Here is a 16,912-nt window from a genome sequence, read left to right on the forward strand (position 1 = left end):
CACTGGGGCGGGGCGCGTGTCGCCCCGTCCTACCACCGCCCGGATGCGCCACCACCCCCCGAACGTCCACCACCAAACCCACCCGAACTGGTGGAACCTGTGCGGCGCGCCAGGGTGATCATGCTGACGTCATGATAATCGCAGGCCACGCACCAGACTGTGCGTTCGGCCCGCCCGGTCATATTGGTGGTCGCGCTTTGTACCGTCCGGCGTGACGCACGCAACGTGCCTTTGCGTCCGCATTTGGGGCAGGTGCGCAGGCGGATAAAGATGTCACTCACCCATCCACGCAACATGAACAACAGGATGATGCCACCAAACAGCGGCACAGTCTGCCACGGCAGGCTGGTGTTTTCGGGGGGCGCGGGGGCAGGTCGGCCTTCGACAAAGGGCAGGGCGATCCGCTCAATCACTGCTGCTGACCCAGCCTCTATGCCGCGCTGATAGTCTTCATCGCGGAACGAGGGCAGGAAATCCTCATCGACGATGCGCTGTGCCACATGGTTCCAATCCTGCCCAAAGCCTGCGCCCAACTCGATCCGCATCGCGCGATCCTCCGGCAGGACCAGCACCATAATGCCGTCGTTCCGGGTGGAATCGCCGATGCCCCAATGGTTGAACAGACCCGTCGCAAAGTCTTCGAGGGTGAGCCGCGGCGCATAGGCGTCCTGGCTCGGCAGCGTGACAACCGTCATCTCGATGCCGGTGTCCTGACGCAGCGTGACCAACCTGTCCTTCACCCGTTCGCGCTCTTCGTCGTCCACAAGAAGCCCGGCAAAGTCGTTGATGTCTGTACTGATGTAGTCCGGATATGTCTGGGCCCCCGCGTACAGGGGCACGCAGAAAAGGCAAAGGATCAGAACAATGCGGCGCAACATGAAAACAGCTCTCGGCAAATGCAGCCAGTCTAGCCGAAAACGGCCCGCCTGTCAGGTCGCGCGCGCCTCGGCAAAACGGCACAGGGTCGTCAGCGCCGCTTCAAAGGCCTGATCCTCAATCGTCATCGCCACCCGCAGATGCCCCGCCGCCGCCGCACCAAAGCTTTCGCCCGGCATCACCGCGATATGTTCGGCCTCCAAGAGCGCATCGGCAAAGTCATCCCCACTCATCCCCGTCGCGCGAATGTCCAGCATCAGGTACATCGCCCCCTGCGCCGGGATCAGGCCAACGGTGTTCTGCGCGCCGATCACCCGTTGCGCGATGGCACGGCGGCGGGCAAAGGGCGCGCCGATCTCCGCCTCGAACGGCGCACCCTGCGACAGGGCAAAGACGCTCGCATCCTGCACAAAACCCGGCACGCCATAGGTCGTGTGCGTGGCAAATGTGATCAGGTTGGCAATCGCCTCCTCCGGCCCGATCAGCCAGCCACAGCGCGACCCGGTCATCGCATGGCTTTTGGACATGGAGCCGACGACAAACGTACGCTCGGCCATATGAGGCAGGGCGCGCGGGCTGATGTGTTCGCCCTCCCAGACCTGGGAATCATAGACTTCGTCCGAGATCAGCCACAGATCATTGTCCGTGCACACCTGCGCAATCCCTTCGAGCGTCGCGCGGGAATAGACTGTGCCCGTCGGGTTGTTGGGCGAGTTGATCAGCAGGGAACGGGCGCCCTCAGCCGCCGCCGCGATGTCGGTCGCGCGGGGTTGAAAGGCATCTTCGGCGCGGGTCTGAATACTGCGCGGAATGGCCGACACGCCCCGGATCGTGCCGGGATAGGTCGCGTAATAGGGATCGATATACAGCGCCACATCGCCCGGATCGCAGGCGGCGGCATGGGCGGCAAACAAGGCCGACTGCCCGCCCGGCGTGATCAGCACATTGTCGCGGGTCGTTTTCACGCCCGTCCGCTCGGTTGTGCGCCTTGCCACCTGATCGCGCAGCGCATCCGTGCCCGGCACCATCGCATAGCCCGTATGCCCGCCCATGGCACTGCGGTGCATGTCCTGCAGGATCGGGGCCGCGGTGCGGATGTCGTGTTCGCCGATGGTCAATTCGGTCACGGGGATGCCGTCGGCAATCATCGCGCGCGCCTTCAGGAACAGATCCCAGCCGTCCGAACCGCCACCGGTCAGCGTCGTGATGCGTTGTGAAAGAGCCATGGCAGATTTTCCCTGATCGCTTTGGCGCAAGGGGGCAGAGGTGCGGGCCTATGTCAACCGGGCAGGGGACCAGCCCCCGTCCTTTCGGACTCGCCCCGGGACGTTTCAATCAACGAAGATCAGGGCGCATCCGGCCACGGCGCAAGGTCCGCGTGTACCTTCTTTGGCAAGGCGGCGCGGATGATGGCATAGGATGCATGGATACGGTCGCGCAATTCGTCCGCATCCTTGTCGCCAAACGGCACCCGCACCCAGGAGCGGTGAAAATACTTGGCCTTTTGCGCCGCACCGATTTCGATCAGGAACTGCGCCGCCTCGACGTCCGCGCATTTCACCGACACGCCGTCATTGGCCATGCCGATACAGGCAAACATCTTGTCGCCCACTTTCCAGGCATCAAGGCCCCCGTCATGGTGGCTTGCCCAATGTGCACCGGGCAGGGCGGCGCAGATGCTGTCGGTGATCTCGCGTGTCATAGGGTCATGGTGCACGCTCGGGCAGCCGCAAACAAGGCTTGACCCCTTTGCCTCCCCTGCGTTACCGATATGCTATGACCCGGACCACTTGCATCATTTGCTGCATTATCTGCTGAGACTTCTCAAGCGGGCCGGTTCTTTGTTTCCATGACTTCTCAGAATTGCTAGGCCCGCGCCAACCTTTTCGCGCGAGTACAGCCCATGACCATCACCCTTTATAACACCGCCACGCGCCGCAAAGAGCCGTTTGAACCGCTCGATCCCGAGAATGTGCGCATGTATGTCTGTGGCCCCACGGTCTATGACCGCGCGCATCTGGGCAATGCGCGGCCCGTACTGGTGTTTGATGTGCTTTATCGTTTGTTGCGGCACACTTACGGGGCGGATCACGTGACTTACGTGCGCAACTTCACGGATGTGGATGACAAGATCAACGCGACGGCCCTGGCGCGCAAAGAGGCAGGGGCCGCAGGCAGCATCGAAGATCTGGTGCGCGAACGCTCGGACGAGACCATCGCGTGGTATCGCGGCGACATGGACGCGCTTGGGGCGCTGCGCCCCACGCACGAGCCGCGTGCAACTGAATACATCGACCAGATGGTCGCGATGATCGCACAGCTCGTGGCGGACGGCTTTGCCTATGAAAAAGACGGCCATGTGCTGTTCCGTGTGCGCAAATATGCGAAGTACGGCGAGCTGTCAGGTCGGTCGGTCGACGACATGATCGCCGGTGCACGGGTCGAGGTCGCGCCCTACAAAGAAGACCCGATGGATTTCGTGTTGTGGAAACCATCAAGCGACGATCTGCCGGGCTGGGACAGCCCTTGGGGTCGCGGTCGTCCCGGCTGGCACATCGAATGCTCGGCCATGGCCTATGAACTGCTGGGCGACCGGTTCGACATACACGGCGGCGGCAACGATTTGCAGTTCCCCCACCACGAAAACGAGATCGCGCAAAGCAAATGCGCAGGCCACGGCTTTGCCAATGTCTGGATGCACAACGAAATGCTGCAGGTCGAGGGCAAGAAGATGTCCAAGAGCCTGGGGAATTTCTTTACCGTGCGGGAGTTGCTTGATCAGGGCTTTCTGGGTGAGGTTATTCGGTTTGTAATGCTTAGTACGCACTACCGCAAACCGATGGATTGGACTGCCGAAAAGGCAGACCGCGTCGAACGCAAACTCCTTGGGTGGTGGACCGAGATTTCGAGATATGCTGACCTTGGCTCGCTCGAAGACCTCACAGTGTCAAGTTCAGTCACTGAGGCTTTGTCGAATGACTTGAATACTCATTTGGCACTTTCAAAAATCGACGAAATGGCCAACAACGAAATCCTTGGGAATGAAAGATTCCGACAATTGGCAGTGGACTTAGAGTTCCTTGGGCTACTCAATGCCGATTTTGCAACTATGACCAGGTTTGGCTTTATCGACAGGAAATCCAGCATTGATGCCGATTTACAATTGTTATTGAACACTTGGATCGAAAAACGTGCAGACGCAAAACGGCGCAAAGAATTTGCGCGGGCTGATTATATCAGGGATGCGCTTCAAAAAGCTGGAGTATCTCTCAAGGACGAACCGAACGGGACGAGATGGGAGATAACAAAAGATTTTGATCCCTCCAAACTGGAGGCCCTCAAATGACTTTGGCACACCAACACCGCTGTCACGCCCGGGTTCATCCCGGGCCGCGCCCGACCCTCCCCCGGGAGGGCGCATGGGTGACGTCATGCGCCGAACGCGCGTACTAAGTGCAACCATCGCCTCGCCCCGCATGAGCCGTGTTTGCGCCCACCCAGGGTCGGGCGCGTCCCTCCGCGCACAGGCCGAAAAAGTGAACAGTGGGTTAAACCGCCTCTGTAACCCATTGAATTTCAACGGGCGCACTTCTGTCCCAGCATGGGACACCCCATCATGACCCGCGAACGCCTCTCTCTTTTTGACACCACCCTGCGTGACGGGCAGCAGACCCAAGGGGTGCAGTTCTCCCCCTCGGACAAACACCAGATCGCGACGGCCCTCGACACCCTCGGCGTGGATTACATCGAAGGTGGCTGGCCCGGTGCCAACCCCACAGACAGCGCCTTTTTCGAGGACGCCCCCAAAACCCGCGCCACCTTCACCGCCTTTGGGATGACCAAGCGGGCCGGGATCAGTGCTGAAAATGATGACGTGCTGGCCGCCGTTCTGAACGCGGGCACCCCCGCCATCTGCCTCGTTGGCAAGACCCACGAGTTCCACGTCAAGACCGCGCTGGGCATCTCTCTGGACGAAAACACCGCCAATATCGCCGCCAGCTTTGCCCATATCAAGGCGCAGGGGCGCGAGGCAATCTTTGACGCCGAACACTTCTTTGACGGGTTCAAATCCAACCCCGACTACGCGTTGCAGGCGATCCACGCCGCCCATGACGCGGGCGCGCGCTGGATCGCCCTGTGTGACACCAATGGCGGCACCTTGCCCGCCGATATCGGGCGCATCACCCGCGCCGTGATCGACAGTGGCATCCCCGGCGACCATCTGGGCATCCACACCCACAACGACACCGAAAACGCGGTGGCGGGGTCACTGGCGGCGGTGGACGCGGGCGCGCGCCAGATCCAGGGCACGCTCAACGGGCTGGGCGAACGCTGCGGCAATGCCAACCTGACGGCCCTGATCCCGATCCTGCTGCTCAAGGAACCCTATGCCAACCAATTCGAAACGGGTGTGAGCGTCGAAGCGCTGGCGGACCTGACCCGCACGTCGCGGATGCTGGACGACATCCTGAACCGGGTGTCCCTCAAACAGGCCGCATTTGTCGGCGCATCCGCCTTTGCGCACAAGGCCGGGCTGCATGCCAGCGCGATCCTGAAGGACCCGACCACTTACGAACACATAGACCCCGCCGCCGTCGGCAACGCGCGCATCATCCCGATGTCCAATCAGGCGGGGCAGTCCAACCTGCGCAAGCGGCTGACCGAGATGGGGCTGAAGGTTGCGCCGAAAGATCCCGCATTGGCCCGCATCCTTGATCAGATCAAGGCGCGCGAGGCGCAGGGCTACAGCTATGACGTGGCGCAGGCCTCGTTCGAATTGCTGGCGCGCAGCGAGTTGGGCCTGCTGCCCGACTTCTTCGAAGTCAAACGCTACCGGGTGACGATTGAGCGGCGCAAGAACAAGCGCAACCAGATGGTGTCGCTGTCCGAGGCGGTGGTCGTCGTCAAGGTAGACGGGAAAAAGATGCTGTCGGTGTCTGAATCCATGGACGAACACGGCACCGATCGCGGCCCCGTCAATGCGTTGTCCAAGGCGCTGGCCAAGGATCTGGGCCGCTATCAGGCCTATGTCGAGGACATAAGGCTGGTAGATTTCAAGGTCCGCATCACCCAAGGCGGAACCGAGGCCGTCACCCGCGTCATCATCGACAGCGAGGACAGCACCGGGCGGCGTTGGTCCACGGTGGGCGTGTCGGCCAACATAGTCGACGCGAGTTTCGAGGCACTGCTGGATGCGATCCGCTGGAAACTGGTGCAGGACGGCGTGACATGACCCCCGAGGAACGCGACGCCTTTTTCACTGTTCACCGCGATCTGCCGCGCGAAGGGCCGGGCGAGGCCGCGGATGTGCATTGGGCCGTCACTCAGCTGGGACTCGAAGGATCATTGGATGTGCTGGATGCCGCCTGTGGACCCGGCGCCGACACGCTGGTGCTGGCCGAGGCACTGCCCGAGGCATCCATTACGGCGATGGAAAAGACGCCCCATTTCGTGAGCGAAACCCGGGCACGCATTGCCCAACTGGGCCCGCGCGTCCGGGCGGTTGAGGGCGATATGGCACAGCCCGGTGGCCCATACGATCTGATCTGGTGTGCCGGCGCGCTCTATTTCCTTGGGGTCACCAGCGGATTGCAGGGCTGGCGTGACGCACTTAAACCCGGTGGCGCGGTGGTGTTTTCCGAACCTGTTCTGCTCAACACACCGCCTAATGATGCAGTGTGCGCCTTCTGGGAAGAATACCCGCAGATCACTGACCTTGCCGGGATCACAGCGCAGGTCACAGCCGCCGGGTATACCGGGCAGGCCCATCGCATGATTGTCGGCGCACCGTGGGAGGCATATTACACCCCGATGCAGGCGCGCATCGACATGCTGCGGACACAGTCGCCGGATGCGGTTTTGACCGCAGCGCTGGATGAAAACCAACGTGAGATTGACCGCTGGCGCGCGGCCCCGGATCAGGTCGCCTATGCGTTGCTGATCGTGACGCCTGAATGAGCCTGCCCGAGGCGATCATTCCCTGCGCAAGGATCGTCGAAAAGGGCGATCCGGATCGGTTCCGCACCGTCATGGCGGCCCCTGTTGCGGCACGGGCCGTTCTGTTTCCGCTTTATGCCCTCAACATCGAAATGTCGCGCACGCCGTGGGTCACGCAAGAGGCGATGATTGCCGAGATGCGCCTGCAGTGGTGGCGTGATGCGCTTGAGGAAATCAGGGACGGTGAGGCAGTGCGCAAGCACGAGGTCACGACGCCCCTGGCCGATGTGCTCAGCGCCGCTCAGGCCAGACGGCTGGACGAGAGTGCGGCGGCGCGGCGCTGGGATATCTACAAGGACGCGTTCGAGGATCAGGCGCATCTGGACGCCTATATTGATCAGACGGCGGGGCATCTGATGTGGACCGCGTGCGAAATGCTCGGCGCAGGGCCGGAGGCTGAGGGTGCGGTGCGCGATCTGGCCTTTGGAGCAGGTGTCGCTGCCTTCCTGCGGGCGGTGCCTGCGCTGGTCGATGCCAAACGTATTCCACTGCTCGATGGAACGGATGCGGGGGTGGTGGCCCTTGCACGGCGGGCCAAGGACCGCCTTACGCGACCAACCCTCGCAAAACCGGCGCGACCGGCGCTGTGGCCTGCGATTGGGGCTGCAAAAACGCTTGATCAGGTGATCCGGGATCCTGCTGCCGTGATCGAGGCGCGCCTTGATCCCGGCGTCACGCCGTTCCGCCTTGCGGCAACGGCGCTGACAGGCCGGCTTGTGCTTTAGGCTGTCGCGGTGCGGTTGCGCATGACCAGCCAGATCAGCGAGCCACCGGCCAGCACAAGAAACGGCACCATCGCGATATTGACCGCCGCCCAGCCCTCGACCGGGTCGCCGCCGATACAATTCATCAATCCGCCCGAAGCGAGCGAGGCAAGCGTAACCCCGCCAAAGACAATGAGATCGTTCATGCCTTGCATCCGGCCGCGTTCCTGCGGGGTGTGCGCCCCGGCCAGCATGGTGGTCGCGCCGATAAAACCAAAGTTCCAGCCCACGCCAAGCAGGAACAGCGCGCCGTAAAAGTTCATCAGATCAACGCCTTGCAGGGCGGCAATGCCCGCAACGCCGAGGATTGCAAGGCCCAGCCCCATGATCCGCTCGACCCCGAAGCGGGTGATCAGGTGGCCGGTAAAAAAGGACGGCGCAAACATGGCAAGCACATGCACCGTGACGACATTGGCCGCGTCCGGCTCGCCAAAGCCGCAGCCGACGACGGCCAGCGGTGTCGATGTCATCACGAGGTTCATCAGCGCGTAAGAGACGGCGGCACAGATCACCGCGACCATGATGCGCGGGCTGGCAAGCAATTCGCGCTTGCTGCGCCCCGGGCCATCCGTAGCCGAAGCTGGCGGCGGTTTGGGGATGTCGAGCAGCAGGAACAACAGCATGCCCACCACATTGAACCCCATCGCCCAATAGTAGATCGGGATATAGCGCCCGACGGTCGCATCGGCTGTGTTGGCTGTGACATAGGCCACGACCTGCGGGCCAATGATGGCCGACAGTAACCCGCCTGCCATGACATAGGAAATCGCCTTGGGGCGGAACGCGTCGGATGCGGTGTCGGCCGCGGCAAAGCGGTAAAACCCTTGCGCTGACATATAGATGCCGGTCATGTAGCTGCCCACAAGGAACAGCCAGAAACTGCTGATCGACAGGGCGTAGGCCCCGATGGCCGCCCCGATCAGACCGCCAAGCGCCCCGAGGAAAAAGCCGGTGCGCCGCCCGTAGCGCTGCATGACATTTGACAGCCACGGGGCCGTCGTCATCGAACCAAACACGATCAGCGAGATGGGCAGCGTGGCCAGACAGGCGAAAGGCGTGATTTGTTGCCCAGCAAGGCCCGCAACGACGAACATCATGGTGATCTGGCTGCCCAGAAACGCCTGGGCGGCGACCAGAACGGCCACGTTGCGCTTGGCGCGGGTATCGTCGATTTGGCTCATGCGCTCTGGTTAGCTTGGGTTCCTGATCGCCACAAGGACCGCATTGCCGCAGAGATGCACAGGCAATTGCGCATGTCGGGATTGGGGGTAGGGTGCGAGAATGAGCAATGCCCCCCTCATCGCCCTGCTTGCAGGTGCGCGCGAAACGCCGGAAGCCGCAGGGTGGCTGGCGCAGACGGTCGCGACGGGTGTCGTGATCTGGGCGCGCGGGGCGGATCGGGTCGATGTCGGCCTGCCGGAACGCGACGCGGTGCCAAAAGATGCAGCAGGCATTCTGGATGTGACCCATGCCTTTGACACCACAACCCGAAGCCATGCGAGGACCGAGGCACCGGGCGCAAGCTATGCCCGCATCTCCCGCGCGCCATGGGTGGCACAGGCGGGCGATCAGTGGACGCATGTAGACACCATTGAGGCGGCTGTGGACGCTCTGCCATCAGGGGCCCGTGTCTTTGCGGCGACGGGCCGGGCGAGCCTGCCGATTCTTGCCACGCATGACGGGCCTGTCTTTCTGCGCCAGTTGCGGCATCATGATCACCCGCCGGGCTATCAGAATTGCGCCTATGTCTTCGGGGCTGCCCCGTTTGATGCCGAGGGCGAGGCTGACCTTCTCACCCGCCTCAGGATCGACGTGGTGCTGGCCCGCAATATCGGTGGCGCGGGCAGCTTTCCGAAACTGGCGGCGGCGCGCAGGCTCGGATTGCCCGTGGTTCTGTTGCGCCCACCACCGGTGCCTGCGGGCGCGCAACTGCATGATGCGCAGGACGTGTCGGACTGGGTGAACAGTCTGTGAGCGTCGGGCGGATCATCAAGACAGAGGCCGATGTCGCCGAAGGGGCGGCGTGGCTGGCCACACGCGACCCCGCACTGGCGCGTGCGCTGGAACAGGCGGGGCCACTGCCGCTGCGGCGCAGACCAGACGGGTTTGCGGCCCTGTTCAATGCGATCATCGGCCAGCACGTGTCGACAGCTTCGGCAAGCGCGATCTGGGCACGGCTGGAAACCGGCGGGATGATCACCCCCGACGGTGTGATCGCTGCCGGAGAAGACGGTTTGCGCGCCGCGGGCCTCAGCCGCCAGAAAATCGCATACGCATTGGCGCTGGCCGAGGCGGGCATTGATTTTGACGCACTGCGCCATGCGCCCGATGGCGACGTGATTGCCACGCTCACCTCGGTCAAGGGCATCGGCGTCTGGACGGCGGAGATCTATGCAATGTTCGCCCTGGGCCGCGCCGATGTCTTTGCCCCGGGCGATCTGGCACTGCAGGAGGCGGCCCGCGTGATCTTTGATCTGGACGAACGGCCCAAGGAAAAGGCGCTGCGGGCCATGGCCGAAGACTGGAGCCCATGGCGGGCCGTTGCCGCGCGGCTGTTCTTCACTTACTACCGGGTGATCAAGGGGCGGGAGGGGACACAATGAAGCTGGGACGATTGCGCATAATAGGTTTCGTGGTTCTATTACTCTTCGCAGTACAGGCCGCACAGGCCCGGTTTGCCAGCCCGACCACCTGTACGGGTCAGATGGCCTTTGCCAATGACGATGGAACCAGCGAGGCCTATGCGCTTGACCTCAGACTGTCGTCCGACGGGTATCTGATCACCTCGACCAACATACAAACCGGCGAGGTGACGCGGGATGCAGGTGATTGCACACGCTATATCAGCGGAACTTGCCGCCACAGGATCGTCGTCGATGGCGCGCCGACGGGTGACTATTACAGCTTCGCTCTTCAACCGGTCACGGATGTCAGTTTTTCCTATACCGAGACTTGGAAAGACGGCTCCGTCGGGCGTACGGTCCTGACATGTCGGACAGACTGACAAACGCCTTTGGGGGGCACATAATAATGACACGCGTTTTGAAATCCGAAAGGCGGGAACCGCAGTCAGGAGAGTTGCGCTCAATCGTCGTGTTCCTGCACGGCTACGGGGCAAATGCCGCTGATCTGATGGGGCTGGCCGATCCGCTGGCCGAACACCTGCCTGACACGTTGTTCGTGGCCCCCAATGCGCCCGAGGAAATCCCGGGCTTTCCCGGCGGGTTCCAGTGGTTTCCGATCCCGTGGATTGATGGGTCCAGCGAGGAAGAGGCCGAGCGTGGGCTGATTGCGGCCAGTGCGGACCTCAACGCCTTTCTGGACGCCCTGATGGTGGACGAGGACGTGATGCCGGAACAGGTGGTGCTGTTCGGCTTTTCCCAAGGGACCATGATGGCCTTGCACGTGGCCCCGCGCCGCGAGGATGAAGTGGCCGGGATCGTCGCATTCTCGGGCCGGTTGCTGAATCCTGAAAGTCTCGCGGATGAAGTTGTCAGCCGCCCCCGATCCTGCTTTTGCATGGGGATCGCGATGATGTCGTCCCGCCCCAATCGCTGCCCGCCGCCGCCGAAGCCTTGCAGGGGGCGGGGTGGAAGGATGTCTATGCCCACGTGATGGAAGGCACCGCGCACGGGATTGCGCAGGACGGGCTGAGCGTCGCGCTTGCCTTCATGAGGGACAAACTGGGTCTGTAGAACCGTGAAGCTATTGGTGGCGATTGGAGTGTGTCTGTTCACGCTTTTGGGCGTGACCTTTCTGCTGACTCTGTCGCCCGGAAAACCTGCGCCAGTTGCGTCGGCACCAGTTTTGCAACCGCTTGATGACAAGCTGGGGCGCCCTTTCGTTATGTATGTGGATGGCGAAGTGTCACCGGCGTTTCGCGATGCGTTGCTGGCTTTGGATACATCCGTCGGGGCACTGGCGGATCAACCTGAGGTGCGCACGCTGCTTGATCTCGATGTCTATGTGATGCTGCGCGGCGCGTGGGAAGACTACCGCGCGATCAAGGATCATGATCTGGGCGCGCTGATCCGCCAGCAGGCTCAGAACAAGGGGGCCGATACTGGCTTTGCATGGTTCGAAGCAGCCCTGAACGCAGAAGGCGGCACAGCGCGGGATGTTCTGGTGATCCTTGCGTCCCGTGCCGGGCTGTCGGGCCTGTCGGATTTCTGCCTTGCCCTCACCGTGTACGATCTGGCGCGCTTTTCCGGCAACGGCCCCGCCTTTGTCGAGGCGACAGACGGGGACGGGTCACACTGGAAAGACTGTCAGGCGCAAGGGTGGACGCAGGTGGCGGACATGGCCTCGGGGCGCGGGTGATGCGCCCCGGAGTGGAGGCGATCAGCAGATCGCTTCAAAGCTCACGGGGCGGCGCGGGGCCACAACGACGCCGTTCTGTGCAGGATCGGCAATATGCGAGCGGATCCATGCCGCGTGAATGATAAAGCCGATGCTCGGTTCGGCCTTCATCAGCATCGCGGCATTGCGCCCGGACACGGTGCGTTTGCCAAACAGGCTCATGGCGGCCATCAGGGCTTTGAACATGGTCGGGCGGATCGGCACGCGGCGCGCATCCTCAAGCGTGACATCAAAGGCCACTGCGCCGCTGCGCAGATCCTCGGCCAGACGCTCGATATGGGCCCAGCGACGGTTCAGATCGGCCTGTGCCCCAAGGGCGACAGTCGCATGCTCGATCGCCTCGAACGGATCGGCGCACTGGGCGTGATAGACGGGTGCATCGCCTTCGGGCGCCACATACCAGAGCAGATCACCGGTGGTGGTGATGGCGCGGAACGCCGTCATGCCACCGCATTTGGACCGGATGGCGTGGGCGGGGTCGTACCACAGCGTGACCCATGTCCGGTCGACAAAGGTGAACGCGCTTGCATCTGCAATGGCGTCCTTTTCACCCTGCGACAATGCCTTGCGCTCGCCAGCCAGCTTTTGAAACAGGGCACCGGGACGCTGCGGAACAGGGGCAGGGGTGAGTGTTTGGTCGGCGGACATGATCGTGCTCCAGACTGCGAAACGGTGTCGTTGAATTGGCGGGCCCGCATTGGCCCTTTCGACTGTGCGAATATGTAATGAATGTGGGGGACGGCGCGCCCGACGTCGAGTGGTGTATTCCTTACCTTTGCGGGAGGAAACGCGCCAAGCTGACGCAGGGTGAGCCTTGGGGATAACCGTCACATGCCAGTCACATAGGCACCCTATACCGCCTGCGACATCCTGTGGTGATCTGAGGTCTTGCAGAACGATTTCCACAAGATATAGTCATGAAAACGGCTGGGGCGGGCTCCCCGCTCTGGTGCCATTTCGGCGGACGGGGCGAGAACGGGTACAGTGATGATGGACGGTGACTTCAGAACGGAATTCGTGCGCAGCCCGTCTGCGCTGAAACATCACCCCGCATTGGTGCTGAATGCGGATTATCGCCCGCTCAGTTACTATCCTTTGTCGCTTTGGCCCTGGCAGGAGGCGGTCAAGGCGGCCTGGCTTGACCGGGTCGATATCGTGGCCGAGTACGAAGAGGTCGTCCGATCCCCGAGTACCGAGATCAGGATACCATCGGTGGTTGTCCTCAAAGACTATGTCAAACCTCAAAAGCGCGTGGCCTTCACGCGCTTTAATTTATTTCTGAGGGACGAATTCCGCTGTCAGTATTGCGGGGCCAAGGGCGATCTGACCTTTGACCACGTTGTTCCGCGCGCCAGCGGCGGCGTGACAAGCTGGCAGAACGTGGTGGCGGCGTGCAGCCCCTGCAATCTGCGCAAGGGCTCCAAGGCACTGCACCGCACGGGCATGAACTTGCGCAAACCCCCACGCCAACCTGGTGCGGAAGAGTTGCGCAACATGGGCCGCAAGTTTCCCCCCAACCACCTGCACGACAGCTGGATGGATTTCCTGTACTGGGATGCGGAATTGCAGGCCTGAGGCGGTCAAAAAAATGACCGTATCCAGTGGCGCTGATCTGTTCACATGACATTTGGGCCACACAGTTGACCCGGTGGACTTGCGCCGCGCACTGAACCGCGGCGGCGCAAGAACATCCTACGCCTCAAGCACAGCAGGCCAGTTTGCATCCGCAGCTTTGATCCGGGCCGGAATGTCACGCTCCCACCGGCGCTGGATGCGGCGCGAGAAGTTGAGGTACAGCTTGCCATCCACGATCTTCCACGCCTCGGGAATGGTCGACGCGGTGTAGCCTTCGCTGACGGCCCAGGCGCAGTATCCGCCATATTGCGGCGCATAGGCAGCGGGATCGGCGGCGAACGCATCGCGGTTCGCGGCGTTTGCGAAGTGCCACGTGACGCCGTTCCAGTCATGCGAGAATTCGGGTGCCCCTTTAACCGGGATGGCGTCGCTGAAATAGGCAACGACGTCACTGCCATCCACGGCGATCCCGTCACTGGAATAAACTGGCGATGTGCTGGCACGGGCCTGGGTTGCGATCAGGGCCGCAACAGGGGCGGCAGCGGTGAGCGTCAGAAAGCGGCGGCGTGTGGGCATCATCAAGTCTCCGAAGTTGTGCGCTGTTCCGCCCAATATCGCCCCGGCTGCGCCACCCGCCAAGGGCCCCCACACAGATGTTATGGACCTGTTATCGCGGCCCCCCGGGCTCAGGCGGCGAGTTCAGCCCAGACCGGCACATGATCAGACGGCTTTTCCTCGCCGCGCACCTGTTTGTCGATCTGACAGTCGGTCATCATGTCGGCGCAGGCCGGTGACATCAGAAAGTGATCGATGCGGATGCCATCGTCGCGATTCCACGCACCTGCCTGATAGTCCCAGAACGAATAGTGGCCGGGGCCATGGGTGCGGGCACGAAAACCTTCGGTCAGACCCAGATTGATCAAGCGGCGATAGGCCGCGCGAGAATCAAGGCGGAACAGCGCATCCTCGCGCCATGCATCGGGTTTCTTGGCATCTTCGGCCTGCGGGATGATATTGTAGTCGCCCGCCATCAGAAACGGGGTCTCTTCGGCCAACAGGGCGATGGCACGTTGCCGCAGGCGTTCCATCCACGCCAGCTTGTAATCGTATTTCGGACCCGGGCAGGGGTTGCCATTGGGCAGGTACAATCCGCAGATGCGTATCGCCTCGCTTTCACCCACGACAGTGGCTTCGATATAGCGGGCCTGTTCGTCGCTCTCGTCCCCGGGCAGGCCGCGCGTGACATCCTCAAGCGGCAGTTTGGACAGGATGGCGACCCCATTGAACGACTTTTGCCCATGCGTCTCGACGTTATAGCCGCGTTCTTCGAACAGTTCGGTTGGGAAATTCTCGTCGATCGATTTGATTTCCTGCAGCAGCACGACATCCGGGTTGGCCGCATCCAGCCAGCGCGGCAAAGCCTCGATCCGGGCCTTGATCCCATTGATGTTGAACGTGGCAATTTTCATGACGCATCCCCCGAAATTCCGCGTGGTTCAGATTTGACCCAAGCATGCGCCAACTGCAAGTGCGACCTGCGCACGCTAAATTAACTATTCCTTAACCACTCGATCTCGTCCTATCTTGCCCCCGATGGCACGTGTTTTTGAATAAAACACAACAAAATCAGACTTGTGGATAAGATTTTTTTCACCGACCCGAGGCTTCGGGAAGTGGTGTCGAACCAGTCCTTTCTGTGGAATTCCTTATGTGGATAACTTGGCTCCAAATCGCCTTTTGCGTGTTTTTCTCTTTGCGAAAACACTTTTAACGAGCATTGCTAATTGCACCACAACCCAAAGATGAAAAGGACTTCACAATGACCGCTCAACGCAAAATCGCACTTACCCTGACCACTTCCGATCTTGGCACATTGCACAGCGGCGAGTCGGTCGAAATGTTCTCTTCCGGCAGTGTTGCGGCACAAACGGACGCGTTGCTGGGCGACGCTGTTTCCATGTTCTCTTCGGGCTCCGCACCGGTTGCGAGCAGCGACACCGCGACCGGGGATGCAATCGAAATGTTCTCGTCAGGGTCGGCCCCGACACGCGGCGACACGAGCGCTGGGGATGCAGTTCAGATGTTCTCGTCAGGCTCTGCGCCATTGGGCACGGCGACTGTCTGCGGCGATGCGACCGAGATGTTCTCGTCAGGTTCCGCTCCGGTCACAGGCAAAATCACCGAAGGCGCGGTGACGGGCCTGTTTTCCTCAGGCTCCTGACACGCGCTGCGGCGGGACGCTTCACTCACAGCTTTGAAAGAACACGCACATGTCGAATATCATTGCCCTGAACGCCCCGCCGCGCCGCCAACGTCTGTCCGAACGGACAGGCGCCTTGGTAGACTGTTTTGCCAGCCAGCGCCGCATCCCCGACGATGTGTTCTGGCTCAAGGAAAACGCCGAACTGCTCAACATTCTGGAATGCACCGGGCAAACGCTGTCTGACGATGATCTTGAGCCGCATCGCGCTTTTTACGACGCATTGCCCGAAAGGCTGGCCTTTTTCCCGCAATATTACCGGTTCCTGCTGTCCATCGGTCTCGACCTCGAAGACCTTGGGATGGAAGGGGCCGAGATGGAGCGTTTGTGCATGTGGGTCGCCATGCAAGGTCTGCCCGAGGCCGAGTTGAGCGATCTGCAACGCGCCGAAGCCCGCCGCCTTCTGGCGCGGCGCGGTGTTGCCACGCAGGCCGCGGATGCGGGTCTTGATGATCGCCTGCGCGCCTTCATCAACCGCCCTGCCACATTTGCGCTGCCCAACAAGAAGGCGGCGTACGAACTGACCCACATCGTCTTTTACCTGTCCGAATATGGCCGACGCGATCCGCAACTGGACGCGAATGCGCTGGTCAGCCTCGAATATGCAGGGCTTCTGGCGCATCTGGATCAGAACATGGATCTGCTGGCCGAAATCTGCGTCGCGATGCGTCAGGCGGGTCAGCGCCCAAGCGCGATCTGGGAGGACGCGGTGCGCACCAACCTGTCAGGGTTCGACGTGATCGCGGATGATCAGAACCCGCTGTCGGACCACTATCATGAATACCTGGTGTCGACATGGGCAATGGCGCATATCGGGGCGGATGACAGCGGCGCGGCCTTGCCCGTAGGGCGGTGCCTGTTCCGGCGGCCCGAACTTGCGGCGTCGGCCCTGCGTCCGATGTCGGCGGCTTTGATGTCGTTTGGACAGGCCCGCAGTGGCGATTGGGCACAGATGGAACATGGCCTCTTGGACATGATGGAAGAGGACGCCGCCAGCACCGTGCAGGCAACCGTCGCATCAAGCGCCGCGTACCCGGCGTTTTTCGAAGCATTTGCCCGCGCAATGACGCCCTGAAGGCGA

The 16,912-nt window shown here is 61.8% G+C and carries 18 protein-coding genes and 1 pseudogene; 12 read left to right on the plus strand and 7 right to left on the minus strand.

Annotated elements, in window-relative coordinates; genetic code table 11:
• Positions 1-29: 29 nt before the first annotated feature.
• From ACERZ8_RS14010 to ACERZ8_RS14020, 3 genes are all read right to left on the minus strand, one after another.
• A complete protein-coding gene (locus ACERZ8_RS14010) occupies positions 30-839 on the minus strand; it encodes a TPM domain-containing protein (RefSeq protein WP_407592776.1) in 810 nt (269 codons plus the stop codon).
• Positions 840-929: 90 nt separating this feature from the next.
• On the minus strand, positions 930-2,102 hold the full coding sequence (locus tag ACERZ8_RS14015; protein WP_407592777.1) for a pyridoxal phosphate-dependent aminotransferase: 1,173 nt from the start codon (positions 2,100-2,102) through the stop codon (positions 930-932).
• Positions 2,103-2,221: 119 nt separating this feature from the next.
• Positions 2,222-2,578 carry an MmcQ/YjbR family DNA-binding protein gene (locus tag ACERZ8_RS14020; protein WP_407592778.1) on the minus strand — a complete coding sequence of 119 codons (357 nt, stop codon included), beginning with the start codon at positions 2,576-2,578 and terminating at the stop codon, positions 2,222-2,224.
• A gap of 201 nt (positions 2,579-2,779) precedes the next feature.
• Here ACERZ8_RS14020 and cysS point away from each other — a divergent pair, with 201 nt between their 5' ends.
• The 4 genes from cysS (at position 2,780) to ACERZ8_RS14040 (ending at position 7,598) form a co-directional block, all read left to right on the plus strand.
• A complete protein-coding gene (cysS, locus tag ACERZ8_RS14025; protein ID WP_407592779.1) occupies positions 2,780-4,222 on the plus strand; it encodes a cysteine--tRNA ligase in 1,443 nt (480 codons plus the stop codon).
• Between the two features lie 270 nt (positions 4,223-4,492).
• Complete coding sequence (gene cimA / locus ACERZ8_RS14030; protein WP_407592780.1) at positions 4,493-6,109, plus strand: citramalate synthase; 1,617 nt, start codon at positions 4,493-4,495, stop codon at positions 6,107-6,109.
• The gene (locus ACERZ8_RS14035; protein WP_407592781.1) at positions 6,106-6,834 is read left to right on the plus strand and encodes a class I SAM-dependent methyltransferase; all 729 of its coding nucleotides are present in this window, start codon (positions 6,106-6,108) and stop codon (positions 6,832-6,834) included. Before cimA ends, ACERZ8_RS14035 begins: the two co-directional genes overlap by 4 nt.
• Entirely contained in the window at positions 6,831-7,598 is a 768-nt protein-coding gene (locus ACERZ8_RS14040; RefSeq protein ID WP_407592782.1) for a squalene/phytoene synthase family protein, read from the plus strand. The genes ACERZ8_RS14035 and ACERZ8_RS14040 overlap by 4 nt, the downstream gene beginning before the upstream one ends.
• Here the strand turns inward: ACERZ8_RS14040 and ACERZ8_RS14045 are convergent.
• A complete protein-coding gene (locus ACERZ8_RS14045; protein WP_407592783.1) occupies positions 7,595-8,818 on the minus strand; it encodes an MFS transporter in 1,224 nt (407 codons plus the stop codon). The genes ACERZ8_RS14040 and ACERZ8_RS14045 overlap by 4 nt on opposite strands.
• Positions 8,819-8,918: 100 nt before the next feature.
• Between ACERZ8_RS14045 and ACERZ8_RS14050 the strand changes: the two genes are divergently transcribed.
• From ACERZ8_RS14050 to ACERZ8_RS14070, 5 genes and pseudogenes are all read left to right on the plus strand, one after another.
• Positions 8,919-9,611, plus strand: a complete 693-nt coding sequence (locus tag ACERZ8_RS14050) for a precorrin-6A/cobalt-precorrin-6A reductase (protein ID WP_407592784.1) — start codon at positions 8,919-8,921, stop codon at positions 9,609-9,611.
• Positions 9,608-10,240, plus strand: a complete 633-nt coding sequence (locus tag ACERZ8_RS14055; protein ID WP_407592785.1) for a DNA-3-methyladenine glycosylase family protein — start codon at positions 9,608-9,610, stop codon at positions 10,238-10,240. The genes ACERZ8_RS14050 and ACERZ8_RS14055 overlap by 4 nt, the downstream gene beginning before the upstream one ends.
• Entirely contained in the window at positions 10,237-10,641 is a 405-nt protein-coding gene (locus ACERZ8_RS14060; RefSeq protein WP_407592786.1) for a hypothetical protein, read from the plus strand. Before ACERZ8_RS14055 ends, ACERZ8_RS14060 begins: the two co-directional genes overlap by 4 nt.
• Before the next feature lie 26 nt (positions 10,642-10,667).
• A pseudogene (locus ACERZ8_RS14065) lies at positions 10,668-11,332 on the plus strand (alpha/beta hydrolase).
• 4 nt (positions 11,333-11,336) lie between these two features.
• Complete coding sequence (locus tag ACERZ8_RS14070; protein WP_407592787.1) at positions 11,337-11,957, plus strand: hypothetical protein; 621 nt, start codon at positions 11,337-11,339, stop codon at positions 11,955-11,957.
• A gap of 21 nt (positions 11,958-11,978) precedes the next feature.
• On the opposite strand, the gene ACERZ8_RS14075 is transcribed toward ACERZ8_RS14070, so the two are convergent.
• A complete protein-coding gene (locus tag ACERZ8_RS14075) occupies positions 11,979-12,644 on the minus strand; it encodes a hypothetical protein (RefSeq protein ID WP_407592788.1) in 666 nt (221 codons plus the stop codon).
• A gap of 342 nt (positions 12,645-12,986) precedes the next feature.
• On the opposite strand from ACERZ8_RS14075, the gene ACERZ8_RS14080 reads away from it, so the two are divergent.
• On the plus strand, positions 12,987-13,571 hold the full coding sequence (locus ACERZ8_RS14080) for an HNH endonuclease (protein ID WP_407594277.1): 585 nt from the start codon (positions 12,987-12,989) through the stop codon (positions 13,569-13,571).
• Positions 13,572-13,688: 117 nt separating this feature from the next.
• Here ACERZ8_RS14080 and ACERZ8_RS14085 read toward each other — a convergent pair whose 3' ends face one another.
• The gene (locus tag ACERZ8_RS14085) at positions 13,689-14,150 is read right to left on the minus strand and encodes a YHS domain-containing (seleno)protein (RefSeq protein WP_407592789.1); all 462 of its coding nucleotides are present in this window, start codon (positions 14,148-14,150) and stop codon (positions 13,689-13,691) included.
• A gap of 107 nt (positions 14,151-14,257) precedes the next feature.
• Entirely contained in the window at positions 14,258-15,040 is a 783-nt protein-coding gene (xth, locus tag ACERZ8_RS14090) for an exodeoxyribonuclease III (RefSeq protein WP_407592790.1), read from the minus strand.
• A gap of 350 nt (positions 15,041-15,390) precedes the next feature.
• On the opposite strand from xth, the gene ACERZ8_RS14095 reads away from it, so the two are divergent.
• Together ACERZ8_RS14095 and ACERZ8_RS14100 are read left to right on the plus strand one after the other, a co-directional pair.
• Positions 15,391-15,792 carry a hypothetical protein gene (locus ACERZ8_RS14095; protein WP_407592791.1) on the plus strand — a complete coding sequence of 134 codons (402 nt, stop codon included), beginning with the start codon at positions 15,391-15,393 and terminating at the stop codon, positions 15,790-15,792.
• A gap of 49 nt (positions 15,793-15,841) precedes the next feature.
• Positions 15,842-16,906: a DUF6902 family protein gene (locus ACERZ8_RS14100; protein WP_407592792.1), complete on the plus strand. Its 1,065-nt coding sequence runs from the start codon at positions 15,842-15,844 to the stop codon at positions 16,904-16,906.
• The last annotated feature ends 6 nt before the right edge of the window (positions 16,907-16,912 follow it).

The organism is Tateyamaria armeniaca (genome assembly GCF_045797845.1).
In the GTDB taxonomy this organism is placed as follows: Bacteria; Pseudomonadota; Alphaproteobacteria; order Rhodobacterales; family Rhodobacteraceae; genus Tateyamaria; species Tateyamaria armeniaca.